The sequence below is a fragment of the Aporhodopirellula rubra genome (assembly GCF_014192335.1).
Taxonomy (GTDB): Bacteria; Planctomycetota; Planctomycetia; order Pirellulales; family Pirellulaceae; genus Rhodopirellula; species Rhodopirellula rubra.
Map to the genome: position 1 here is coordinate 39,302 of NZ_JACHXU010000027.1, position 23,562 is coordinate 62,863.

At 57.2% G+C, this 23,562-nt stretch carries 17 protein-coding genes and 5 tRNA genes; 8 read left to right on the forward strand and 14 right to left on the reverse strand.

What is annotated here, in order from left to right; translation table 11 throughout:
* Positions 1–46: 46 nt before the first annotated feature.
* Positions 47–532 (forward strand): hypothetical protein, encoded by a 486-nt coding sequence (locus FHS27_RS26220; protein WP_184308659.1) that lies wholly within the window; start codon positions 47–49, stop codon positions 530–532.
* Here the strand turns inward: FHS27_RS26220 and FHS27_RS26225 are convergent.
* The 4 genes from FHS27_RS26225 to FHS27_RS26240 form a co-directional block, all read right to left on the reverse strand.
* On the reverse strand, positions 517–1,404 hold the full coding sequence (locus tag FHS27_RS26225; protein ID WP_184308661.1) for an alpha/beta hydrolase family protein: 888 nt from the start codon (positions 1,402–1,404) through the stop codon (positions 517–519). The genes FHS27_RS26220 and FHS27_RS26225 overlap by 16 nt on opposite strands.
* Entirely contained in the window at positions 1,401–2,372 is a 972-nt protein-coding gene (gene floA, locus FHS27_RS26230) for a flotillin-like protein FloA (protein ID WP_246420985.1), read from the reverse strand. Before floA ends, FHS27_RS26225 begins: the two co-directional genes overlap by 4 nt.
* 452 nt (positions 2,373–2,824) lie before the next feature.
* The gene (locus FHS27_RS26235; RefSeq protein ID WP_184308665.1) at positions 2,825–4,603 is read right to left on the reverse strand and encodes a helix-turn-helix domain-containing protein; all 1,779 of its coding nucleotides are present in this window, start codon (positions 4,601–4,603) and stop codon (positions 2,825–2,827) included.
* Positions 4,604–4,722: 119 nt separating this feature from the next.
* A complete protein-coding gene (locus FHS27_RS26240) occupies positions 4,723–5,193 on the reverse strand; it encodes a hypothetical protein (RefSeq protein ID WP_184308760.1) in 471 nt (156 codons plus the stop codon).
* A gap of 272 nt (positions 5,194–5,465) precedes the next feature.
* Between FHS27_RS26240 and FHS27_RS26245 the strand changes: the two genes are divergently transcribed.
* Genes FHS27_RS26245 through FHS27_RS26255 form a run of 3 tightly spaced genes read left to right on the forward strand, consistent with a single transcriptional unit; the run spans position 5,466 to position 10,260 of the window.
* Positions 5,466–6,992: a MotA/TolQ/ExbB proton channel family protein gene (locus tag FHS27_RS26245; RefSeq protein WP_184308667.1), complete on the forward strand. Its 1,527-nt coding sequence runs from the start codon at positions 5,466–5,468 to the stop codon at positions 6,990–6,992.
* Entirely contained in the window at positions 6,989–9,181 is a 2,193-nt protein-coding gene (locus FHS27_RS26250) for a hypothetical protein (protein ID WP_184308669.1), read from the forward strand. The genes FHS27_RS26245 and FHS27_RS26250 overlap by 4 nt, the downstream gene beginning before the upstream one ends.
* A complete protein-coding gene (locus FHS27_RS26255; protein WP_184308671.1) occupies positions 9,178–10,260 on the forward strand; it encodes a hypothetical protein in 1,083 nt (360 codons plus the stop codon). Before FHS27_RS26250 ends, FHS27_RS26255 begins: the two co-directional genes overlap by 4 nt.
* Before the next feature lie 252 nt (positions 10,261–10,512).
* On the opposite strand, the gene rplK is transcribed toward FHS27_RS26255, so the two are convergent.
* The 9 genes from rplK to FHS27_RS26300 form a co-directional block, all read right to left on the reverse strand.
* The gene (gene rplK, locus FHS27_RS26260; RefSeq protein ID WP_044251917.1) at positions 10,513–10,938 is read right to left on the reverse strand and encodes a 50S ribosomal protein L11; all 426 of its coding nucleotides are present in this window, start codon (positions 10,936–10,938) and stop codon (positions 10,513–10,515) included.
* 139 nt (positions 10,939–11,077) lie between these two features.
* Positions 11,078–11,725 carry a transcription termination/antitermination protein NusG gene (nusG, locus tag FHS27_RS26265; RefSeq protein ID WP_246420986.1) on the reverse strand — a complete coding sequence of 216 codons (648 nt, stop codon included), beginning with the start codon at positions 11,723–11,725 and terminating at the stop codon, positions 11,078–11,080.
* 80 nt (positions 11,726–11,805) lie between these two features.
* Positions 11,806–12,252, reverse strand: coding sequence for a preprotein translocase subunit SecE (gene secE / locus FHS27_RS26270; RefSeq protein ID WP_044251922.1), 447 nt, complete (start codon positions 12,250–12,252; stop codon positions 11,806–11,808).
* Positions 12,253–12,378: 126 nt separating this feature from the next.
* Positions 12,379–12,451: transfer RNA gene (locus tag FHS27_RS26275), tRNA-Trp, on the reverse strand.
* A 196-nt stretch (positions 12,452–12,647) separates the two neighbouring features.
* Positions 12,648–13,844, reverse strand: coding sequence for an elongation factor Tu (gene tuf, locus FHS27_RS26280; protein WP_184308675.1), 1,197 nt, complete (start codon positions 13,842–13,844; stop codon positions 12,648–12,650).
* A 238-nt stretch (positions 13,845–14,082) separates the two neighbouring features.
* A tRNA-Thr gene (locus FHS27_RS26285) sits at positions 14,083–14,154 on the reverse strand.
* Positions 14,155–14,261: 107 nt separating this feature from the next.
* Positions 14,262–14,332: transfer RNA gene (locus tag FHS27_RS26290), tRNA-Gly, on the reverse strand.
* An 84-nt stretch (positions 14,333–14,416) separates the two neighbouring features.
* Positions 14,417–14,498: transfer RNA gene (locus FHS27_RS26295), tRNA-Tyr, on the reverse strand.
* A 199-nt stretch (positions 14,499–14,697) separates the two neighbouring features.
* A tRNA-Thr gene (locus FHS27_RS26300) sits at positions 14,698–14,770 on the reverse strand.
* Between the two features lie 498 nt (positions 14,771–15,268).
* Here FHS27_RS26300 and rsmG point away from each other — a divergent pair.
* From rsmG to FHS27_RS26320, 4 genes are all read left to right on the forward strand, one after another.
* Positions 15,269–16,021 (forward strand): 16S rRNA (guanine(527)-N(7))-methyltransferase RsmG, encoded by a 753-nt coding sequence (gene rsmG / locus FHS27_RS26305; RefSeq protein WP_184308677.1) that lies wholly within the window; start codon positions 15,269–15,271, stop codon positions 16,019–16,021.
* Positions 16,022–16,262: 241 nt separating this feature from the next.
* A complete protein-coding gene (cysD, locus tag FHS27_RS26310; RefSeq protein WP_184308679.1) occupies positions 16,263–17,174 on the forward strand; it encodes a sulfate adenylyltransferase subunit CysD in 912 nt (303 codons plus the stop codon).
* Between the two features lie 134 nt (positions 17,175–17,308).
* Positions 17,309–19,252, forward strand: a complete 1,944-nt coding sequence (gene cysN / locus FHS27_RS26315) for a sulfate adenylyltransferase subunit CysN (protein WP_184308681.1) — start codon at positions 17,309–17,311, stop codon at positions 19,250–19,252.
* On the forward strand, positions 19,249–21,462 hold the full coding sequence (locus FHS27_RS26320; protein ID WP_184308683.1) for a M3 family metallopeptidase: 2,214 nt from the start codon (positions 19,249–19,251) through the stop codon (positions 21,460–21,462). Before cysN ends, FHS27_RS26320 begins: the two co-directional genes overlap by 4 nt.
* Before the next feature lie 117 nt (positions 21,463–21,579).
* On the opposite strand, the gene FHS27_RS26325 is transcribed toward FHS27_RS26320, so the two are convergent.
* A complete protein-coding gene (locus FHS27_RS26325; RefSeq protein WP_184308685.1) occupies positions 21,580–23,436 on the reverse strand; it encodes a phospho-sugar mutase in 1,857 nt (618 codons plus the stop codon).
* Between the last annotated feature and the right edge of the window lie 126 nt (positions 23,437–23,562).

A 23,562-nucleotide genomic window follows, 5' to 3' on the forward strand; every position in this document is an offset into this window, starting at 1 on the left:
TTTTGACCTAGCTGTTCCGTCTCACTCTCATCTACCGATACCCGAGATGTTGCTCCGCCGCCGTTTCACATCACTGCAATCGCAGTCGGAATCGATCGCCTCGATCACATGTGGACGTATCATCATGCGTGCGGGACGATTGGTATCGGTCGAACAGCATTGGCTTCGCAGTCCGGTATCGATCGCTCAAGTTTGGTGGGAATCCAATCATGGCCGGTTGAGAGGGGACGAGTGCCTGTTGGACTATCATGTTCCACGCGGACTGCCCTCGTTCATGACACTCGATTACATCCGCAGTGGATCGGAGACGAGTTACAGGACCTTCATCGGGGCGTGTCATGTGCTCAATGAAATTGCGAGATTGCGTCGAGCCGACGCGATCGTGGCTCACGTTACTAACGTTCGTATCAGCGATCGTCTGTTGGAACGTTTGAGTTGGCAGCGTCATCAAGAACACTGGCGTGGCCGGCACTACATTCGGCGATTCTACGACGGCTATCCGAGGTTGCCGAAGAGTTATTGCGAAGCGTAGCGTTTGAGAAAACTCGCGGTGAGCTCGGCAACGTAATCCGCGTCTCTTGGGTCATTGACGAGTAGGTGATCGGCGCCCGATAGCGTGATCAGGCTACACGCCGGAAGTCCGTCATTGTCTTCGATCAGGCCGGCGATTCGAAGAGCGTGGTCATATCCGAGTGTTTGATCCACGGGAGAGTGAAACGCGAGCACGCGGCTGCGGATTCGATTCAAGTGATCGGGGAGTTGATGCGATCGGAAATCGTCGAGCATTTGCCGTGTGATGGTCCACGCGCGACCACCGATCACAACGTCGCCACGTTCGTCATTCTCGAGTGCCGGATTCAGCCGAGTCAGCAAGGCGGCGAGATGTTGCGTGTCGCTCGGCGCGGCGATGCTCACCACGGCGGCAATTTGAGACCGAATTGTTTCGGAGATCGGATGGTGATCATTCGCGGGCATTCCCGCCGCTATCGCCAGAGAGGCCGCGCCGCCGAAACTATGCCCGATGAGCCCGGTCACTGGGCCAATCGAATCGTTAGCGAACTCGATGGCAGCGGTCAGGTCGGCCAGGTTGGTCGAGAAGTTCGTTTCGGAGAAGTCACCGTCGCTGCCGCCGAGACCGGTCATGTCGTACCGTAGAACGGCGATGCCGGATTCAGCCAAGCTTCGCGAAATTCGCGTGATGGCTTTGAGGTCTTTGCTGCATGTGAAGCAGTGACTAAAGACCACGACCGGAACCGAGGTCGATTCGAGGGTGGGCGTGATCGCAGCGGGACGGATGGGGCGATCGATGATGCCGGCGAGCGAGATGCCGCGAGCGTTTTCGAAACGAACCCGATAGGAACGTCGCTCGAACCGATCTGACTGTGACAAGTCAGCTTCGCTCACGTGGCTTGGTCCATCGGGAGCGAGGAATCCGTCGCGCCGATGCGTCCGGCTTGGAACGCTTCTGCCATGGCTTTAGGCACTTCCGCTTCGGCGAGCACGAGACGTGAACGGTTTTCCGACACGCGTGCTTTCATTTGCTGTTCTTGCGCGATGGCCTCGGCACGCCGGCGTTCGGCCTGCGCCCTCGCAACACGTGTGTCGGCTTCCGCTTGGTCGCTCTGCAAACGAGCACCAATGTTTTCACCGACGTCAATGTCAGCGATGTCGATCGAAACGATTTCGAACGCGGTTTGTGCGTCGAGTGCACGCGACAGGACCACACGCGTGATCATGTCTGGGTTTTCGAGCACGTCGAAATGCGATGCGGCGGATCCGATCGAACTGATGATCGCTTCGCCGACACGCGCGATCACGGTGTCTTCGGTGGCCCCGCCGATCAACTGTTCGATGTTGGTACGCACGGTCACGCGAGCACGAACTCGTAGTTCGATGCCGTTCTTGGTGATTGCGCTGAGTGTTGTTTTGCCGCTGCGTTTAGGATCGGGGCAATCGATGACCTTTGGGTACACACTCGTTTGTACAGCGTCGAGGACGTCGCGGCCGGCGAGGTCGATTGCGGCGGCTTGATCGAAGTCCAATGGGATTCGGGCTCGGTGGGCGGCGATGATCGCGTGGATCACGTTCATCACGTTTCCGCCGGCGAGATAGTGTGCCTCGAGCCGATGAGTGCTGATCCCGTCGCTGCGGCTGATGTTCAGTTTCGCCTGCGCGGCCATCACTTTGGCCTGCACGATCACGTTCGGGTTGACTTTGGTGAAGTGCATCCGGATCAGGTTTGCGAGCTTTACGTCGGCTTCGGACATGAATGCCTGAAACCACAGTTTGCCATATTGGATCAGGAAGAAACCCAGGATCGCGACAAAGACCAGTGCGACGAGGATTCCGACTATGATCGCAATCCCGTACATGCTCGTCGGCTCATCGCCTTGGGCGAGCAATACGCCGGCGGATGGGGCGGAATACCACGCGTCGGGGAGACCAAGGACTCGTTCGAAAGCAGCTAACATGGAAATCGATCTGCCGGAATGGGATTGGTAGGGCAATGTTGCTAGAAATCGCGTCGGATGTGACCGTATCGTATCCGATTAGGCGGCGCGTTTGCACATGGCCAAACGTGAATTCCGAGCGGCGCTTTGGCCCATCTACCCTCCACGGCGCCCCGCCAAGTGAGATGCAGGTCATGGTAGGCCGCGGGAAAGATGTGAGCGTGCCTGGTGATGTAGGTCACGCCGCGCACCGCCGTCGATCACGGGGATGTCGCTTTTAGAGAAAGACGGCTTTCAGAGGCAGGCAGCGTGTTTCGTCGCCTGGCGAATTCGTCCGTTGGGGGATTTTGACCTGAGGTGAGATCGCCTCAGGTTTATTTGCCCCAGCCCGCGACGTCGATCAGCATGTCGGTGAGCGAACTGACCGGGGCGGCCGGTTCGGTATAGCTCCACATGTTGCGGACGAGGTCGGTCATCAGCATTCCGCCCAAGCTCATCACCATTAGGATCAGCATCAAGCCGACCGTTTGCAGTAACGTGAACGGAATTTCGTAGCCGACGGCTGCTCCAACGGGTGCGGCCGCAGCGTGTTCGTATGAGGACTCATCGGGTGTGAAAGGTTCTTCGGCGTGCTCGATGCCTTCTTCGACGCCGCCAAAAACATCTGCCTGACCCTCTTCGTCGCCGAAGACGGGGGCCTCTTCCATGACGCCTTCTTCAACGAAAGCGGGTTCGTCGAATCCGCCGCTGCCGAAGGAGTCGGAATTCTCGATGTCGATTTCTTGCGACTCGCTGTCGTCGGACTTTTCGAGTTGAATCCCCGATGGCGAGAGTTGGAATTCTTCATCGGACGGGAAGTCCATGTTCGCGCCGCTGCCGTCGTCGGGAATCAGGCCTGAGCCATAACCGCTGCTGCCGGAACCGGAGCCACTGCCTTCGGCGAGTTCCGCACCGAGGTCGAGTGCCGAAATGCTGCTGCCGGCCAGATCCAACGGTTCGCTTTCGAGCGACAGGCCACTGTCCGACGGGCTCATCAGATTGATGCCGCTGTCACCGGCGATCGAAATGTCGCTGCCGGCGCTACTGACGATCAAGTCGTCATCGTCGTCCGAGATGACCAAGTCATCGTCATCGGCCAAGGCGTCGTCGACGCCCGATGAACCGCCTTCATCGGCACTCAACAACGAACTGCCTAAGAGGTTTTCGCTGTCACCGCTGAGCAAGCCGCTGCCGACCGAATCGCCAGCGAGCAGGTCAAGTTCGCTGAGCACGTCACCGCTGACTTTTCCAACACCGCCGATCGCACTGGCGCTGTCTTGCAGGTCAAGGTCTTCCATCATCTCCAGACTGCTCGCGTTTTCGTCATTGCTGACCAAGTCGAGGTCCATGTCCGAGTCGCTGCCCAGGAGGACGTCGCCCGAGTCGGAGGGTGCGATATCCAAACCGCTGATTTCGTCGGAACCTTCGGCGAGGTCTTTAGCAGACAGTTCGCCTGAATCGCCGCCGATATCCAGCAACGGTGAATCGTCATCCGCTTCCAAGTCCAGGACGCTGCCGAGATTGAATTCGTCGCTATCTTTCGATGAGCCGGCGTCGGCGGCCGACTTTTCAGCCGCGGCTTTGGCTTCTTTGGCGGCCAAACTCAATTCGCCGCTGTCGTGAGAGATGGCTGATCCGGCGATGTCGAGTTCATCGAGGTCGAGGGGCAGGCTGCTGCCGGTACCGCTGCCGATGGCCGATCCGCCGCTGCCGCCGGGGATCACCAACACGTCGCTGCCGCCTGAGCCGTCGCCGGCGACCAAGTTCACATCGCTGTCGCTGCCTGATCCGGATCCTTCGATCCCGAGGTCGATGCTGCTGCCGCCGCTGCCATCGGCGTCAAGACTGATCTCGCCGGGGTCGACGTTGCTGCCGTCGCCGCCGATGACTTTGCCGACTTTCGATCCCGGTCCATCGGCACCGAGGATACCTGAACCGAATCCGGAGAGATTAGGAAGTTCTTCACGCAGGCGTGCGATTTCGGTTTCGGGGAACTTCCAGCTCGAACCGTCTCGGAAACCGCGGACCTGGCCCTGCGATCGCAGATCGATCAGAGCCTGCGTGGGGATGCCGAGCTGTTTTGCGGCGTCTTCGAGCGAAAGATAAGTGGCCATGGCAACGCGTTGTTTCGAAAAGGGGCGTTAGGAAGATTGGCAGTGACGTTCACCCCATTCCCTACGTGCCGTTTTCTCGATTCGATCGCGAGCAGTGCAGGAATCAGACGCCGATCGGTTTAGTTGGATCGCGGCGGAATTCCTTGCAGCCGACGAATCTGATCGGGCAGCGGTGGGGTGACGTTCAGTTCTAAAGTGAAGTCGGCGGCAATTTCGCGACTGCTGACCAGTCGGATCTTGCCTTCAGAACCCACATGATACACGGCCATCCATCGTTTTTCCGCATCTACGATCGTAATTACTTGAGTTCCCGAGTCGTCAACGTGGGAAAATCCGATCAAATCCCCCGAACCGGCAACATCCCGTCCACCGCGAGACTCGATGACGGACACATGATCACCTACCACGTCCCCGAAATCAGGGGCCGGGTCGCCCAGCGGGCTGGGGGAAGACTCGTATCCGGGCGTTTGCGCGGTGACTTCGGTCGATTTCCCCGACACCCATGCCGCCCCGATCAGGATTCCGACGATCAACGGTAAAACGCTCGGTGCGACTGCCCGGAATCGCGTGGCAAAAGATGAGAGGTTCATAAGGCGATCGACCAAATTGCTGGAAACGGATTCGCACGAGGGAAATGTGCGGAGATTCTTGCGGCAGACTCTTCTTTACCTTGGATGTGAAGAGAGCCGCAAACCCGAATTTGTAGTGTTTTGGTCAAGTTTGTCGGTTGTGACGGTCGATCTGGTTGTTCGTACGCACTCCATGATATGGTCGCTTCAGTACGCGTCGGAATCTCTGCGCGGACCCACCGTCAGTCAGCCTTGGCCCAGCAGCCTCCATCTCGATCGGAAAAAGGAGTCCCATGACTCAAGCTCCCGAAATCGTCTCCAACGATCACTCGACATCCAAAATAGACTCGCCCGCCCGGCAGTCTCCATGGGCAACGTTGATTCATAAACTGACGCCACTGGCGATCGGACTGGCCGGAGGCTGTGTCTTCTACGCCGTGGTGCTCACGGTCGACTGGGCACCGCTGAACCGATATTTCCTGGGCCACCCCGTCGCGGTTGCGGCCACGATGTTGTTCACCGTGGCGATTTCGATTTTGGCGTTCATGACGCTCGATACCGCTTCGCAGCAGCGATCGTTGCGTTTGCTGCGTGACGCGGATTTGATGCCGCCGCCAATGAGCGATGATGGTTCCGTTTCACCCGCGCAGCGTTGGCAGAATGACAACGACGCGGGGCACGCCGCCCGGTTGTGGCGTTCAGCACTTTCGTCATTGCCTGCAACCACGCGTCAGAGTTCGCTCGTTCGCCGGCTCGACGAAGTTCTGACCCGGCAATCGCATCGAACTACCACCACTGAATTACCCGAGGATTTGCGGGAACTCTCGGTGCGTGACGCCGATGCCGCTCACGATTCGCTCGGACTGATTCGAATCATTGTTTGGGCAATCCCCATGCTCGGGTTCCTAGGTACGGTGATCGGGATCACGCAAACGCTCGGCGGCCTTGACTTTACCGACGGTACTGCGGCGGTCGATCGGCTTAAGAGCGGGCTTTACGTGGCGTTCGATACGACCGCTCTCGGGCTAGTGCTATCCGTGGTTGCGATCTTTTTGCAGTTCCCCGTCGAACGCGGTCTGCAAAGTTTGCTCGTGGATATCGACGAACGGGTGCGAAATTTGGTTTCCCTCGGACTGCCGGCGGATAGCCCAGCGGACAATCAGACTGCGATGATCACCCATTTGTGCAGCGGGATCGAAACCGCCGTCGCGGAGTCTCTTGCCACCCAAGCAAAACTGTGGCGGGAAACGATCGAAGAGGCTCAGGAGGCATGGCGAAGTCAGCACAACGAGGGTGCAGAACAATTCCGGCAATTGTTGCAGTCGGCGATGAAGCCCGCATTGACGCACCATGCCGATCGGATCGACGCGTCGATCGGACGTCTCGATGGAGCCGCTCATTCGGTTGAGAACGCGTTGCGAGAACAGACCGCCGTATGGCGTGGTGCGTTGCAGGACACCGCGACGGAGGTGCAGACGCATCGTCGTACTTTGTTAACACACACCGAAGCCATGACGACGCTCGCCGCGCGGCAGAGTGAGCAAGACGCTTCGCTGCGAGACGCATTGAAGCTCGCCGTGACGGATCGAAGCCGCACCGACGCGAGTGAACCGGTCCCGGTTCTCGATCCTGCGGTAACGCAGGCCATGACAACTCTCGCACGAGCGGTCGATCTACTTTCGACTCGGTTGCCTGCACCACCTGAACGGCCGACACGCACGTCTGCTGTCTCGGGACGCGCCAAACCGGCGGCGGATTCGAATGCAGCTTCACGGGCAAATGGCCCGGCGAATCGTGACTCCTTAGGGCGTGCGGCATGAGTCGGCGCCGCGCCGGAATCTCACCGTCGCTTTTCCCGTTCCTTGCCGTGCTGATCTGCACGCTGGGGACGTTGATTTTGTTGCTTGCGCTCGTCGCACAACAGGCCAACGATGCTGCCGTCGCGCAGGTCGAACAGGAAAAGCAGGAGAAACTCGCAGCGGCCGCTGTCGAGGCCGAGATCCCTGTCGCCTCCGCCAAACTGACGCCGCCAGTATCAACTGCGGACGAAGAGGATGCCACGACGACGATGAGTGCGTCCGTGGCTGAGCGTTTGATCGAGCAGGAGCAATTCCGCGTCAGTCAGTTGGTGTCTTTCCGCGATGAGCAGACGGCCGAACTCGAGCGAAAACGGGACGAGATCACTCAAATCGAATCGCATATGCGGAAGATCCAAGCGGAGCTCGCTGAGCTGAACGCGGAGGTCGACACGGCAATGGCTGAGGGTGAAAGCCCGATCGAGAACATTCGCACCGACGAAAAGACACTCGTCCTGATGCGAGAGGAAGCCGCCAAACTCCGCGCCGAAATTGAAGAACTCGAATCTAGCGAACGTGGCAAAAAACCTCGTGTCGTGATCGTTCCACACCGTGGTCCCAACGGAACTCAGCGTCGTCCCGTCTACGTCCTCTGCACTGCCGACGGGCTCCAGATTCTCCCCGAAGGGGCGCGGATCACGAAGGCTCAGGCGCTCGCGGCAACCGAGACCGACAACCCCCGCAGCAATCCACTCGGAGCCGCACTCGGGATCGCCCGCATGCACGCGATGCAACAGTACGGTGATCAACTGCCGCCATACCCGCTGCTGATCGTCCGCCCCGATGGCATCTACATGTATCGTGTCGCGAACGCCTTGATGAAAGATTGGGATGACCAGTACGGGTATGAATTGGTGCCCGGCGAAGTCGATCTGGCATTCCCCGGCGGGGACAATGTTTTGCGCAAGAACATGGAACTCGCGATTCATGAAGCCGCCGCCCGCAACTATCACTTCGCATCCGGAATCGGTGGAGGCGGACGTGGCAACGGAAGCGGCGGGTCGGGTTTTGGATCCTCATCGGTCTCAGACCGTTACAACGGCCGCACCGAACAACCGGCCGGTGGATCCTACGCCTCTGGTCAATCGGGAATGGGGCAACCGGGAATGTCGCAATCGGACTCGGGACAGTCTTCCGCGGGGCAACCGTATTCCGGGCAACCCCAGAACGCGGGGCAATACGCGTCGGCGACCCCGCCTCGTGCGGGTGCATCGGGGCGATCCCAGTCACGCCAACCCGCTCGCTCGCTGCCGACACTGTCTGCGCGTGATCTCGATCGCCAGGCTCAGTCCAACGGGTTTTCGATGGCGCGTGATCAACAATTCAATTCCATGACCAACGTCTTCGCCGAGCCACCCGGGTCACGCAGTGGTTCGTACGGTGCCGCGGGGTCTGTCACGTCACAATCCGAAGCACTCAACGATTTCCTGCAAGGCAAAAAGCCTCCGGGGCTCGAAGATGCGGCGGAGTCGGGAGGCACTCCTGGTGGCTCGGGCTCGGAATCGCAGGGTGACAATTCACCTAGCAGTTCAGCTGCGGGGCAATCGAGTGTTGCCGCCGGAGGATCATCGACGGGATCGTCGTCGCAAGCTCCACCGCCGGGCGCTCAACCGGGGCAGGCTGGCCAATCGGCGATGTCTCAATCCTCTTCGCAAAGCCCACATCAGATGAGCCCGGTCGCGATGAAGTTGAGCGATCCAGGACAATCCGGCGCTGCGAATTCGGCTCAAAGTGGTTCCGCATCGGAACCCAACCAAGACGCCTCTCAGTCGCCACAATCACCGCAAGTCGCACAAAAAATGGTCCGCCGCGAAGGCAAGGATTGGGCGTTGCCTGATGCCATGCGCGGTATCGGCGGTACCGAGTTTGTTCGTCCGATTTCGCTGCGTTGTCACCACGACCGTTTCGAATTGGTTGAGCAAGGCCAGGTCGTCCAGACCTTTCGATTCGAACAGCAAGACGTGTATCGTCCGACGCTTCAGCTCGCCACCGCGATTCGAGATCGTGTGATGGGTTGGGGGGCGACGATGCAGGGCGGCTACTGGAAACCCCAGCTCGAAGTCAGTGTGGGGCCGCACGCCGAGCAACGCTTTCATGAGCTCGAAATTCTCATGCAAGGCAGCGGAGTTGATGTGGTTAGGAGAACACCATGAGTGGACGCCGTCGCAGCACGCTCGAACTCGGGCACGATGCCTTCCTGGACATTGTCGCCAACTTGGTCGGCATCTTGATCATCCTCGTCGTCGTGTTGGGCACGCAAACCCAGCGGATTACGGAGATGTTACGTGACTCCGCGGAATCAGAATTATTGATCGCCGAAGAGGATGCCGCGGTCGTTGATGAACTCGTGCCAGCGCCGGAAAAACCTGTTGAGGCGGTCGCGTCTCGGGCTCAGCTCGATCAACTCGGCGAGATGGCGATGCGGGCGGCTTCGGCCCAGCGAGATTCGATGCGGATCGAGGCGAATTTGCGGCGTTACAACGACCAAATCGCTCAACTCTCCGAAGCACGCGGACGCTTGCTCGATTTGAAGAGCATCGCCGAAGCGGCTTGGGAAGAGAAGAAAAGCGAGCTCGATCAATCCAAAGTTCTCACCGCCAAAGTCCAGCGAGAAATTCGCGAGGTTGAATCTGAAATCGCCGAACTCGCGGGGACCAAGGACCGTTTAGCCAACGAAGAGGCTCCTCTCGTCGCGGTAGAACATTTGCCCACGCCGATGGCGAAGACTGTCTTCGGTGATGAAATCGACTTCCGTTTGAAAGCCGGCAAGCTCTCGCTGGTGCCGGTCGAACGGCTGATGGAGGAGATCAAAGAGGACGCTCGGCGGATGACCCCGCGTCCAGGAAAAGATGCGTCGACGGTTGGCCCCGTTCGGGACTACGTCGCCAACTATGTGGTCGAGCGACAGGTCGGCCGAGTCACGCAAAACGGCAAAACCGCGATGGCGATGGCGACACGGTTAGGCGCCGTCGCGTTCGAACCTCTCGACGAATCCGTCGGCCAGCCCATTAGTGAAGTGTTGCGGGATCGCAGTTTCCTCGACATCGAACTCGCCGGTCGCGATCCTCACTCGACGACCATCACCGTTTGGGTTTACCCCGACAGTTTTGGGGAGCTTCGTCAGCTCAAGGAGCACTTGTATCAACGCGGATTCGCAACCGCGGCCAGGCCTCTGCTGGACGGCCAAGCGATCATTTTCAGCAGCAGCGGAACCAGGTCCAAAGCTCAGTAAAGCATTTCGGCATTCCACGTGGGTGTGGCTGTGTGGCGCGGAAACGCATCGCAATGCAAAGGCACTGCGCAGCAAAGTCCCCGCGAAAAGCAATGCGATAAAAAGGGACTGCGATGGGAGACGCAGTGACGAGAGGCACAGCGCAGCAAAAAAGGGAGAGTCAAAAACTCTCCCTTTCTTTGTTTTTAAACACGTCGGGCCATAACCGTCGTGTCACGAGCAATCGCGACTAGCGTTGGGCGCGGAAGACGCTTAGCCTTCGACGACGATGCCCATGCTGCGGGCGGTACCTTCGATCATCATCGCAGCTTGGTCGATGCTGCGGGCGTTGAGGTCTTCCATCTTCTTTTGGGCGATTTCTTCGCACTGAGCGCGGGTGACCTTACCGACTTTGTCCTTGTTAGGAACGCCGCTGCCCTTGGCGATACCGGCTGCGATTTTGAGCATCGAAGCTGCTGGAGGGCTCTTGGTGACGAAGTCAAAGCTACGGTCGTTGTAGACGGTAACGATCACGGGGATCGGCGTGCCGTTGTATTCCTTGGTTCGGTCGTTGAACTGTTGAACGAACTGTCCGAGGTTCACGCCGAACTTACCGAGCGACGTACCTACAGGAGGAGCAGGAGTGGCTTGACCACCAGGGACTTGGAATTTGGCTTGGCCGGTTACTTGTTTTGCCATGGGAAAAAGCTTTTAGCTGTTCGCGACGAGCGATGAGCTCGATCGGGAATTGTGAGTGAGGTGGAAAAGTAAATAACGAGGGTGAAATCGGACTGTCGAGGCAGCGGGACGGGCGACCGCTTGAGTCACCCGGCGTTTCCTAGAGCGGTTCGACTTGCCAGTGATCGAGTTCCATTGGGACGCTACGGCCGAAGATATTGATGATCACGGTAACGCGTCCGTTGGCTTCGTCGACCACGTCGACTTCCCCTTCTTGATTCTCGAAATTGCCTTCCTTGACCCGAACACGATCGCCCACTTTGAACGGAATCGCGGTTTTGATCGGAGCGTCTTCTTCGTCGTCGACGAGTGGACGGTTGATGAACCGTTCGACGTCATCGGGTTCCATCGGCATCGGTTTGCCCGCGGCACCGGTGAAATCGCTGATCCCGCCCGTTTCGCGAACCAGGAACCAGGTGTCGTCGTTGATCGACATGTACACCATGATGTAACCGGGCAGCAATTTTCGTTTGCTGATGCGTCGTTTGCCGTCGCGGGTGAACGTGGCGACGTCTTCGGAAGGGACGACGATCTCGCCAAAGTATTCTTCCATCCCTTCCATCTTGACCCGTTTGCGCAGGGCATCGGCGATGGAATCTTCGCGGTTAAAGGCGACCTTCAGGATGTACCAATCCATCGGTGCCTCATCGTTCACCTCAGGTTTGGGTGGAGCGTTGGGGTCTACGGGAGCGGCAGGCGGCAACGACGGGGCTGCGGGTGCGGCGTCCGATGGGGGCGTTGTTTCCAAAGTCGCATCACCAGCGACCTCATCCGTAACGGCGGATTCTTCTTCGCTGACAGTTTCGTTCTCGGTAATGTCGTTTTCGCTCACGAAGTGACTCTGAGGGTGCTAAAGATGAACTGCCAAATGACGTCAAACGCAAACAGCGTGATGGCGAGGAAAAAGATGGTGAAGATGACGACGATCGCTGCCCGTTTCAGTTCATCCTTGCTCGGCCAGGTCACCTTGTTCATTTCGGCTTCGACAGCGATCAGAAAATCTGCGAATCGAGGCCAGTTGACTACGCGGAAACCGAACCAAAGTCCTGCGGCCAACAAAACCCCGGCGATCGACCGTGCGACGATCGCGTTTTCCATAATCGTGGGGAGAAAACCGTACAGACGCCAGCAACCCAATGCGACAATCACGAAAACCGCAAGAGCGGTCAATTGCCGAACAATTCGGCCTTGATTCGGCTTGTAGACGTTGGTGTGGAACAGTTCGCTCGCCAACGGAGCGCCTGCTGCACCTGATTGAGTTATATCTTTTGACATCCCTTAGGTCCTTCCCGGCCAATCGTTCGGCAGGATTTGAAAACTCTTTCCGTCGGCATCCTGCGAACGGAACTGCAATGATCGGCACCATCGCAGCGGCACCCGATCCGGATATTTGATTAAAAGCAGGGGCGGCGAGAGTCGAACTCACAACCGCTGGTTTTGGAAACCAGTGCTCTGCCAATTGAGCTACGCCCCTGTGAGATTTCAATTCGGTATTCGCCGGAGCGATTTGATGAACTGAATTCTCTCAACGGTATGTTAACAAAATGCCGGAGCATGTTAACGAATTGCCGAAGCCCTGGATGGCGAACTGGCCGCAATCCAAGGCTTTCTGGGCTGATTCTAACGAATGAAGGCTGAAAGCTAAATGCTAAAAGCGATCCAACGTTCTTCTATTCGATGATCTTGGTCACAACGCCTGAACCGACGGTACGTCCACCTTCGCGAATAGCGAAACGAACACCATCGTCCATTGCGATTGGCTTGTGCAGTTCAACAGTAACCTTGACGTTATCGCCAGGCATGCACATGTCGGCACCCACGAGGTTTGCCGTTCCGGTCACGTCGGTCGTGCGGAAGTAGAACTGTGGGCGATAGCCGCTGAAGAACGGGGTGTGACGGCCACCTTCGTCTTTGCTGAGGCAGTAAACTTCAGCTTCGAACTTGGTGTGCGGGTTGATGCTCTTTGGTTTAGCCAAGCACTGACCGCGTTGGATGTCTTCACGTTTGACACCGCGGAGCAGGCAACCGACGTTGTCGCCAGCACGGCCTTCGTTCATTTCCTTGCGGAACATTTCAACACCGGTGCAAGTCGTTTTGACTGGCACTTCGGCGAGGCCGACGATTTCGACTTCTTCACCAACCTTCACAACACCGCGTTCGATACGACCGGTTGCCACGGTACCGCGACCTTCGATCGAGAAGACGTCTTCAATCGCCATCAAGAATGGCTTGTCGTCTTCACGGGTTGGTTCAGGGATGTACTCGTCGAGTGCGTCCATCAGTTCCGAGATGCCCTTGCTGGCTTCTGGATCCGCTGGGCTGTTGTACGCAGGCAATGAGCTGCCCTTGATGACAGGGACGTCGTCACCAGGGAAGTCGTACTTGCTGAGCAGTTCGCGAACTTCGAGTTCAACCAGTTCAAGCAGTTCTTCGTCGTCGACGAGGTCGCACTTGTTCAGGTACACGACGATGTAAGGCACACCAACCTGGCGAGCCAACAGGACGTGCTCTTTGGTTTGCGGCATAGGGCCGTCGGCTGCCGACACGACGAGGATTGCACCGTCCATCTGGGCGGCACCCGTGATCATGTTCTTCACGAAGTCAGCGTGACCTGGGCAATCGATGTGGGCGTAGTGCCGTTTTTCCGTTTCATACTCCACGTGGGCAACTGCAATCGTCACCGTCTTCGTAGCGTCACGAACCGTACCACCCTTAGCGATATCGGAGTAACCTTTAGCCTTTGCTAATCCCTTCGCCGCTTGAACGGCGAGGATTGCACCGGTCGTGGTCGTTTTACCGTGGTCAATGTGGCCAATCGTCCCAACGTTAACGTGGGGCTTGGTCCGTTCAAATTTGTCCTTAGCCATGCTGATTCACCTACAATCGCGACCTGCACCACTACTCCCGCTGAGATACGCTCTGCGAAAGCCCTCCTCGCCCGCGACCGTGTTCACACCCACGGTGGACCGCTGACGACTCGGCCGTGCCGATCGCATTCGATCTATAAAAATCGAAACGAAACGGAAATGTTTGGTCGTCCCGTATCTGAAAAGATCAGCCGCGTGATTTGCACGCTGGATAAACTGATCTGCCGGACGACCCGAAAGCTGCTGATGGGATTTGAACCCATGACCTCATCCTTACCAAGGAGGCGCTCTACCCCTGAGCTACAGCAGCAAAAAAAGCTGCTAGCGAACGGCTTGTTGCGTTTGATTCGCCTCGCAGTGAATGCTGCTGACGGTGAGCCAAACGCTAAGAGCTGTTCGCTAGTAGCTTCTCTATTAAGCGGGTGAAGGGAATCGAACCCTCGTATTCAGCTTGGAAGGCTGCTGCTCTACCATTGAGCTACACCCGCGAGAAAAAATCGGCGGCGAAAAGTTCGTGATTTGCTGTCAATGAAAGCTAATCGTGAGTCTTTCGTTACCAACCGCTTCTCAAATGGGGGCTACAGGATTCGAACCTGTGTAGGCATAGCCAGCGGATTTACAGTCCGCCCCCTTTAACCACTCGGGCAAACCCCCAAAAAATCGTCTGTTAGTTACTTCGTTGTGGCGAGGTCAATGCCATTCGCCACGACGTGCGTCATGGAAAACTCTTCTAGTCTGTTTCGACGGGTCTCGGCGATTAATTGCGTATTAACCGCGAATTGCGTCTTTTTTACTTTGGTTGTCTGTCGGCACCCACGAAAAACGGCTTTCGCGGTGTCTGTCTCGTCCCAAGAGCCAACGGAGGGATTCGAACCCACGACCGGCTGATTACAAATCAGCTGCTCTGCCAACTGAGCTACGTTGGCCGCTGTTGCCGACCAGGGAAGGCAGAGTGTACCGATCCGCCGTTTGGGAACAAGACGGAATTGAACCAAAATAGGGACTGAAAAACAAAAAAAACGGTTGTAGTGGCCCTCTGCCGGGCAACGGAGCCGTCATCATCGCATGGGGTTCGCCTTCAGGCGGCGTCATCGGCTGTTTTCGACGCAGTCAGTGGAGTGGTTATTTGAGAGATGACGGATCTGCAAAACGAGAGCATGTCGACGCTCAAAGAGGCTCCCGTCCGCTGGGGGCCAGTTGTCGTGTCCTGGTAGGAAACGTGATTCGCGTCTCTCGCAAGAGCATTTGATGTTGATTCGTCGTCAGGGAAATTCTGTTGGTGGGCGTGATCGTGTTCGCGGCCTTTGGTGTGCTGCTTGTGTCCTGGTGGGCTGCTAAATTGGGATTGCTGGACTGCTATTTTAAAGCTGCTTGCCTCGTCGGCACCTTTTCCACCGCCACGCACCTTGGTATCACCTTCGAGAATGACCGATCCAACCGAAAATAATGACCTCGAAGACACTTTCGAGTCCGCCCTCCTGCGATATGGGATGCAGCTCGACGAGCCGCTGGCTGAGCCTTTGCGTCGATATGCGGAACTAATGTGGAAGTTCAATGAACAGTTGAACCTCACCCGGCACACGACGTGGGACCTATATGTTGGGCGAGATCTGCGAGATTGTTTGCAGCTCGCTCATTTGATTCAGCCCGACGAGGCCGTGCTCGACCTGGGCAGTGGCAACGGGGTTCCCGGCATCCCGTTGGCGATCCTTCGTCCCGATGTGGATGTTTCATTGGCCGAATCCGTCGGAAAACGTGCCAAAGTTCTCGACGAGTTGGTGACGGAACTGAATCTGAGCGTCCCCGTCTACGCCTCACGGGGAGAGCATTTGCTAGAGGACTTCCGCTTCACGACGATTGTCAGCCGGGCAGTCGGGAGTCTGATGAAGTTTTGCAAATGGGTCGAACCGCACTGGAGCAGTTTTGATCGGCTGTTGTTGGTCAAAGGGCCGCGATGGGTCGAGGAACGAGCCGAAGCCCGGCACTACGGAGTGCTCAAAGAATTCGATCTGCGGGTGCTCGCGAGCTACCCGCTCGGTATTCCCACCGCGGAGGATGAGGAATCGGGTGCCGCTGCCGATCGTGGCGATGAAGTCCTTGATGATGACGACGATGTGTCCGATCTCGAGGGTCAGGGCGTAATTTTGCAGTTGTCACGCAAGGGGCGTTTTGCCTAGCCATGTTGCCCGCCTGTTGAATTTTTCGCGGTCAACTATACTTTTGGGCCCTTAGGGGTTCGGTGGTTTGCGGTTGCGCGGTCGAATAGGTAAAAGGCTCCGTGGTCGAATGTGATCGCCGGTCGGGTGTCGGAAACCGCTGTGCCGTGATCCGGTTGCCCGCCACGTCGAGTTCATCGCACGTCGAACCTCCACTCTTCTTTCATTTTCCCATTACTCGCCCCCTGGCTCAACGCTTCCTATGTCAGATTACAGCCTCACTCACTTGAGACAGCTCGAGGCCGAGAGCATTCATATCTTCCGCGAAGTTGTCGCCGAGTTCGACAAGCCGGTCATGCTGTATTCCATCGGCAAGGACTCGGCGGTCTTGTTGCGATTGGCGTTGAAGGCATTCGCTCCGGCAAAGCTCCCGTTTCCTTTATTGCATGTCGATACGACCTACAAGTTCCGGGAGATGATCGAGCATCGCGAAAACTATGTTCGTGGCGAATTGGGCCTCGACGTCCTCGTTCATACCAACGAAGAAGGGCTGAAGCTGAACATCCCGCCTTGGGAGGATAGCGAGCGGCACACCGAGTTGATGAAAACGGATGCGTTGAAAGCCGCCTTGGATAAATACCAATTCGATGCCGCCTTCGGTGGTGCTCGCCGCGACGAAGAGAAGAGTCGAGCCAAGGAACGCGTCTTCAGCTTCCGCGACAAATCCCACCGATGGGATCCCAAGAACCAACGCCCCGAATTGTGGAACCTCTACAACGGACGCGTTAACAAGGGTGAGTCGATTCGCGTCTTCCCAATGAGTAATTGGACCGAACTCGATGTTTGGCAGTACATCCACTTGGAAAACATCCCAATCGTGCCGCTGTATCTTTCGGCGCCACGGAAGGTTGTCCGTCGCGATGGGATTCTGTTGATGCGAGACGACGACCGCATGCCACTGCTGCCCGGCGAAGTCGAAGAAACGAAAATGGTTCGTTTCCGAACGCTCGGTTGCTACCCGCTGTCGGGTGCCGTCGAGAGCGAAGCGGCGACGCTTCCCGAAGTCATTCAGGAAATGTTGCTGACCCGAACGAGTGAACGACAAGGCCGCATCATCGACCAAGACGAGGGCGGTGTCGGCATGCAAAAGAAAAAAGAACGCGGATATTTCTAACTGCTTTGCGGCAGCCTTTCGCAGTTCGCTGTTAGCCAACGGCTTTCACGGCGAACGAATTTCCCCGAACCCGTCTCCCGTCACTTACAGTCTGCAGTTCGACGCTGGCAGCTGATCGTTAAAAGTTCCTTTCCATGTCGCATCAATCTGACCTGATCGCTACCGATATTGACGCCTACTTGAAACAGCATGAGCAAAAACAGCTCCTGCGTTTCATCACCTGTGGCAGTGTCGACGACGGCAAGAGCACGCTCATCGGACGCTTGCTTTACGATTCCAAACTCGTCTATGAAGACGAACTCGCCAAGGTTCAAAGCGATTCGGTTCGCCAGGGGTCGGTTGCCGGCGGGTTCGATCCTTCGTTGTTTATGGACGGGCTCAAAGAGGAGCGTGAGCAGGGGATCACGATCGACGTGGCGTATCGCTACTACAGCACTGCGAAACGCAAATTCATCATCGCCGACACGCCTGGGCACGAGCAGTACACTCGTAACATGGCCACCGGGGCGAGTACCGCGGACCTGGCGATCATCTTGATCGACGCCCGGCATGGTGTGCTCACGCAGACTCGTCGTCACTCATTCATCGTTTCGCTGCTCGGTATCCGCCACGTTGTCGTCGCCGTCAATAAGATGGACTTGGTCGACTTCAGCGAAGACCGTTTCAACGAAATCTGTGCTGACTATCGTGCGTTCGCGGCACGCCTCGATCTGCCCGATTTGAACTTTATCCCGATCAGCGCGCTTAACGGTGATAACGTTGTCGACCGCAGCGAATCCTCTCCGTGGTACACCGGCGCGACGTTGATGAATTTTCTCGAGACCGTTTACATCGGTTCGGATCGCAACCTGCAGGACTTCCGAATGCCGGTGCAATACGTGAACCGGCCCAACCTCAACTTCCGAGGTTTCTGTGGCACCATTTCATCCGGCATCATCCGTCCGGGCGACGAGATTATGGTGCTGCCGAGTCGGCAGAAATCAAAGGTCAAACAGATTGTGACCTATGAGGGAGACGTCGAAGAAGCGTTTGCGCCTCTGTCGATCACCCTGACGCTCGAGGATGAGATCGATGCCAGTCGTGGAGACATGATCGTCCGCAGCGGTAACCTGCCTCGGAGTGAATCGAGTGTCGAGGCGATGTTGGTTTGGATGGGCGAAGACGCGATGGTGCCCGGGAAGACTTACCTGATCAAGCACACCACGCAAACGTTGCCGGGTAACATCCAAACGTTGAAATACCGTGTCGACGTCAATACGTTGCACCGAACTCCCGCCCCGACTCTTGAACTGAACGAAATCGGACGCGTGGCGATCGAGTTGTCCGCCCCGATTCACATGGACCCTTATCGACGCAACCGATCTACCGGTGCGTTTATCTTGGTCGATCGGATCACAAACTCCACCGTTGCCGCGGGGATGATTCTTGATCGCGGTGCGACCGGGAAAACGCGTTCGGTATGGGATGATGATATTGAGGCCGCGTCGGGTGACGAAGAGACGGAAGTCTCGGCCGTTTCGGCTGAAGAGCGAGCGGCACGGTTCGGTCAGAAACCCGCCACCGTTTTGCTCACCGGATTGACCGGCAGTGGAAAGACTTCCATCGCCAAAGCAGTCGAGCGGAGACTGTTCGATGCGGGCCGCGCCGTTGCCGTGATCGATGGCGAGCAATTGCGTCGTGGACTTAGTCTCGATCTCGGATTCACCGCCGAAGACCGGAGCGAGAATCTGCGTCGTGGTGGGCACCTCGCTCACACGCTCAACGAAGCCGGATTGATCTGTTTGGCGTCGATGGTCGCGCCTGCTGAAGGCGTTCGACAAAAGGTCGGTAAACTGATCGGGGACACGCGCTATCTTGTGGTCCACGTCGCCACGCCTTTGGAAGTTTGCCGCGAACGCGATACCAAAGGTCAGTATGCGAAAGCGGACGCGGGTGAGTTGTTGAACTTCCCTGGTGTCACTGCCGAGTATGAGCCACCTTCCTCGCCGGACCTCGTTGTGGATGCCTCGGCGTCGTCGATCAGCGAATGTTCCGACGCGATTATTGAGTTGCTGAAGGCTCGCGAGTTTATCAAATGAAGCATCGTTCTCTCGCCACTCTCTTGATGATATCGGCCGGTGCCGTTGCATCGGCCGCGCCACCCGCCTCATCCGATCCAACCGAGAAGCCCGTGACTGTCACGCCCGAAACCGTGAAAACCTCTCCGCTGTTGACTCCTTGGACTGGTCCGTACGGTGGGGTCCCGCCGTTCAAGAGTGTGCGTGTTGACGAATTTTCAGCCGCATTTGATCTCGCGATTGAACAAGCGAACCAGGATATCGAGGCGATCGCAAATAATCCTGAACCACCCACGTTCGAGAACACGCTCTTGGCTCTCGAAATGGCAGGCGAAACGCTTGACCGACTCGAAACGGTGTTCGACGTTCACGCTTCCAATTTGAACGTCGGGCCGATTCCCGATATCGAAAGGGCCGTCAGTCCCAAGCTTTCTGCTCATGCTGACTCGATCACCCAAAACCGAAAGCTGTTCGCGCGAATCGAATCGATCCACAGCGACGTCTTCGAAAAGAAAACGGTCGAACTGAACGATGACGCTCGGCGATTGCTCGATGAAACCCACAAGGATTTCATCCGCATGGGCGCACGCCTGTCCGAGGCAGACAAAGCGAAATTGTCGCAAATCAACTCGCGACTCGCTCGACTGTTCACCGACTTCAATCAGAACGTGCTCGAGGAAGAAAAGGGGCACGTCACGTGGATCGATGATGAGAGTGGTCTCGCCGGATTGTCCGAATCGGCGATCGAGTCGATGGCGGCTGCTGCCAAAGAGAAAGGCGGCAAGTCGGCGTACGCCGTGACTAACACGCGGTCGTCGATGGACCCGTTTTTAACTTATGCCGAGAATCGCGATTTGCGAGAAAAGGTATGGCGTAATTTCTACTATCGCTGTGACAACGGCGGTCAGTACGACAACAAGAATATCATTCGTGAGATTCTGCATTTGCGTGGTCAGCGCGCCGAATTGCTCGGCTATCCCACGCACGCGCATTGGCGGATGGAATCCACCATGGCGGCCCAGCCCGAAGCGGCGATGGAATTGATGATGAAGGTTTGGCATCCTGCGATCGCACGGGTTGCTGACGAAGTCGCTGATATGCAGCGAATCGCTGACGCCGAAGCGTCCGCCGCGGGGACTCCGAAGATCAAGATCGAACCTTGGGACTATCGCTTCTATGCGGAGAAGGTCCGCAAGGAGAAATACGATCTCGACATGGCAGAAGTACGCCCCTACCTGCAGCTGGACAAAATGCGTGAGGCGATGATGTACTGCGCCGAACGTTTGTTCGATTTGCAGTTTGAACGCGTGTCAGGTCTGCCGACATTCCACCCCGACGTGACCGTCTACGAAGTCACGCGAGGCGGCGAGCACGTCGGGTTGTTCTATCTCGATCCGTTTGCCCGTGAAGGAAAACGAAGCGGCGCCTGGATGACCGATTATCGCGAGCAATCCGGAGTCGGGCTCTCCGCAGACGACCGCAGTATTCCTGTTAGCACACCGATCGTATCAAACAACAGTAACTTCATTGCGTCATCAGGGGACGGTCCGATTTTGATCTCCTGGGACGATGCGACGACGCTGTTTCATGAGTTCGGCCACGCTCTTCATGGGCTGTCCAGTCGTGTGCGGTACCCTTCGCAATCCGGCACCAACGTCGCTCGCGATTTTGTGGAGTTCCCGTCGCAAATCCTGGAACACTGGCTGTCGACGCCGGACGTGCTGAGCAAATTCGCGACGCATTATGAAACCGGCGAGCCGATGCCGGCGGACTTGCTCGAGAAGATTCAACGCTCGGCCAAATTCAATAGCGGATTCGAAACAACCGAGTATCTCGCGTGTGCGATTCTCGACATGAAGTTGCACGAAACCGATGCGAGTGAGATCGACATCAGGCAATTCGAGTCCGAACAACTCGCCGCGATTGGAATGCCGAGCGAATTGCCGATGCGGCACCGGTTGCCTCACTTCAGCCACCTGTTCAGCAGCGATGCGTATTCGGCAGGTTATTACAGCTACCTATGGAGCGACGCGTTGACGGCGGATGCTGCGGAGATGTTCGAGCAGTCCGGCGGTGGTTACTTCGACGAGACCGTTGCCGGGAAGTTGCGAGATCATGTACTTAGCGTCGGTAACACGATCGATCCGGCCGAAACGTATCGTGCGTTTCGTGGACGTGACGTCGACACGGCGGCGCTACTGAGAAAACGCGGCTTCGGATCGGCTGAGTAAGCTACGAGTAACCGTGTATGTCGCAATCGGACCGTGATCACGGTCCGATTTTTTTTGGGCATTGCCGTTTTTCGCGACGCCGACCGAAATGTTCGGCGACGCGATTTTCGGCTCGTTTTAGGTGACGCTGACGCGGGCGAAGTCGCGAACGTCGTTTTCGATCGCACGAATACGATCGGCCAGTTTCGTGGACGCGGCCTCGAGGTCCTGCGATTCCGCAGCGTCCAAACGTGTGAAGATGTAGAACTTCACTTTCGGTTCGGTGCCGCTCGGCCGAACGGCGACGTAGTTCCCCTCTTCCTCCATGTCCATGATGATCAGGTTTCCGACCGGGCCTTCGAGCGGCGCGGTTTCGGGGGATTCTGAAATCGTGGTAACGGTCTGGTTTTGGTAGTCGCGGACTTGTTTGATCGCCATACCACCAAGGCTCTTCGGCGGAGCTTCGCGGAACGCTTTCATTAGCGACTTCATCGCCGCCATGCCTTCGCTGCCTTCCATGAAGACGTTGATCAGGTTTTCGCTGTGGTAGCCGTAACGCTGATACAGTTCCCCGAGGTAGTCGTGCATCGACTGCCCTTTGGCTTTCAATTCGGCCGCCAATTCGCTAGCCAACATGCAGGCGACGGCGCCGTCTTTGTCGCGTGCGTAAGAACCGACGAGATATCCGTGTGATTCTTCACAGCCGTAGAGGAAATCTTCTGGGCCTTCGCGGTCCATGGCTTCGGCGATGTACTTGTATCCGACCAGGAGGTCGCCGACACAGCGAGCGCCGTGTGCCGTCGCGATGCGTCGAACGAGTTCGGTCGTGACCAGCGTTTTAACCACGTAGGAGCGATCGTTGATCTTTCCGGCGGTGGCGGACTTATCGAGCACGTAGTTGGCCAGGAGTGCCGCGATTTGGTTGCCAGTGAACGTGCCCCACTCGCCGGCGGTGTCGGTTGTCTTCGGGGCGGCAATGCCGAGGCGGTCGCAGTCCGGGTCCGTTGCCATGACCAAGTCAAAACCTTCGATACGGGCCTGTTCGATCGGCTTTTCGAAAACGGCTGAGTTTTCGGGGTTGGAAACGTGTCCCGGTACATTGGGAAAGTCGCCACTAGGTTGGCGATGGGGTTCGTACACCGTGACGCTTTCGAAACCGTCGCGTTGCAGCAGCGGAACCACAGCAGCCTCACCAACACCATGCAGCGGTGAGTAAAGGATTCGCACTTCACGCGGTCCTGAAAAACTGCATGCCGAGGCGGCATCGAGGAACGCGGCGTCAATTTTGTCGGTGACGATTTCGATTTGGCCGTCTTTCAACGCCTGTTCAAAATTGCCACGTTTGATTTCTTGGCAACTCATGACGCCGTCGATGATCGCTTTATCGTGCGGCGGCAAAACTTGAGCACCGCTGGACCAGTAAACTTTGACCGCGTTGTCGCTCGGTGGGTTGTGGCTGGCGGTGACCATGATGCCGCAATCACATTCGAGGTAGCGAACCGCGAATGAGAGTTGGGGTGTGGCGCGATAGTCGTCGAGCAAGTAAACCTTGATTCCTGCGGCGACCATGACTTCGGCACACAATTCGGTGAAGTGTCGCGAGCGATGTCGGGTGTCGTAGGCGATCGCACACGAGAGTGGCTTCTTTCCGCCGTGATATTTGACGACGTAGTCAGCGAGACCTTGGGCACTTTCGCCGATCGTCCGGTCGTTGATGGCGTTGGATCCGATTTCATACATCCGTCCGCGTCGGCCACCGGTACCGAACGGGATGATCGTCCAAAAAACGTCATCGAGTTTTTGCCACTGTTCTTCGTCGATGTGCCGGAGCACGCTGTCGCGATATTCGCGGTACCGGTTCTCCGTCAACCAGCAACGGATGTTTTCCGCCGCACCGGTGGTGATGCGTTCTTCCTGCACGGCCTGTTCGACGTGGGCCAATGCGGTTTGGACGCGAGGAGAATCGGGGGCTGCGGGCTCGGGCATCGTTGACATGAGAAGGTTCAGCTTGGTTGAAGGAAAATAGAAACGTGGACCTGAGCGTCGGACCGACTACCGCCGACCGAACGATGTTCGTCTAGCCTTTGCAGGCATTGTTCCATCGGCCAGTTTAGAACTTTC

Bases quoted from the DNA above. Each gene is read 5' to 3' on its own strand.
- FHS27_RS26220 (WP_184308659.1), top strand. From the start codon at position 47: ATGTTGCTCCGCCGCCGTTTCACATCACTGCAATCGCAGTCGGAATCG.
- floA (WP_246420985.1), bottom strand. From the start codon at position 2,372: ATGTACGGGATTGCGATCATAGTCGGAATCCTCGTCGCACTGGTCTTT.
- FHS27_RS26235 (WP_184308665.1), bottom strand. From the start codon at position 4,603: ATGGCCACTTATCTTTCGCTCGAAGACGCCGCAAAACAGCTCGGCATC.
- FHS27_RS26240 (WP_184308760.1), bottom strand. From the start codon at position 5,193: ATGAACCTCTCATCTTTTGCCACGCGATTCCGGGCAGTCGCACCGAGC.
- FHS27_RS26245 (WP_184308667.1), top strand. From the start codon at position 5,466: ATGACTCAAGCTCCCGAAATCGTCTCCAACGATCACTCGACATCCAAA.
- FHS27_RS26250 (WP_184308669.1), top strand. From the start codon at position 6,989: ATGAGTCGGCGCCGCGCCGGAATCTCACCGTCGCTTTTCCCGTTCCTT.
- FHS27_RS26255 (WP_184308671.1), top strand. From the start codon at position 9,178: ATGAGTGGACGCCGTCGCAGCACGCTCGAACTCGGGCACGATGCCTTC.
- rplK (WP_044251917.1), bottom strand. From the start codon at position 10,938: ATGGCAAAACAAGTAACCGGCCAAGCCAAATTCCAAGTCCCTGGTGGT.
- secE (WP_044251922.1), bottom strand. From the start codon at position 12,252: ATGTCAAAAGATATAACTCAATCAGGTGCAGCAGGCGCTCCGTTGGCG.
- tuf (WP_184308675.1), bottom strand. From the start codon at position 13,844: ATGGCTAAGGACAAATTTGAACGGACCAAGCCCCACGTTAACGTTGGG.
- rsmG (WP_184308677.1), top strand. From the start codon at position 15,269: ATGACCGATCCAACCGAAAATAATGACCTCGAAGACACTTTCGAGTCC.
- cysD (WP_184308679.1), top strand. From the start codon at position 16,263: ATGTCAGATTACAGCCTCACTCACTTGAGACAGCTCGAGGCCGAGAGC.
- cysN (WP_184308681.1), top strand. From the start codon at position 17,309: ATGTCGCATCAATCTGACCTGATCGCTACCGATATTGACGCCTACTTG.
- FHS27_RS26320 (WP_184308683.1), top strand. From the start codon at position 19,249: ATGAAGCATCGTTCTCTCGCCACTCTCTTGATGATATCGGCCGGTGCC.
- FHS27_RS26325 (WP_184308685.1), bottom strand. From the start codon at position 23,436: ATGTCAACGATGCCCGAGCCCGCAGCCCCCGATTCTCCTCGCGTCCAA.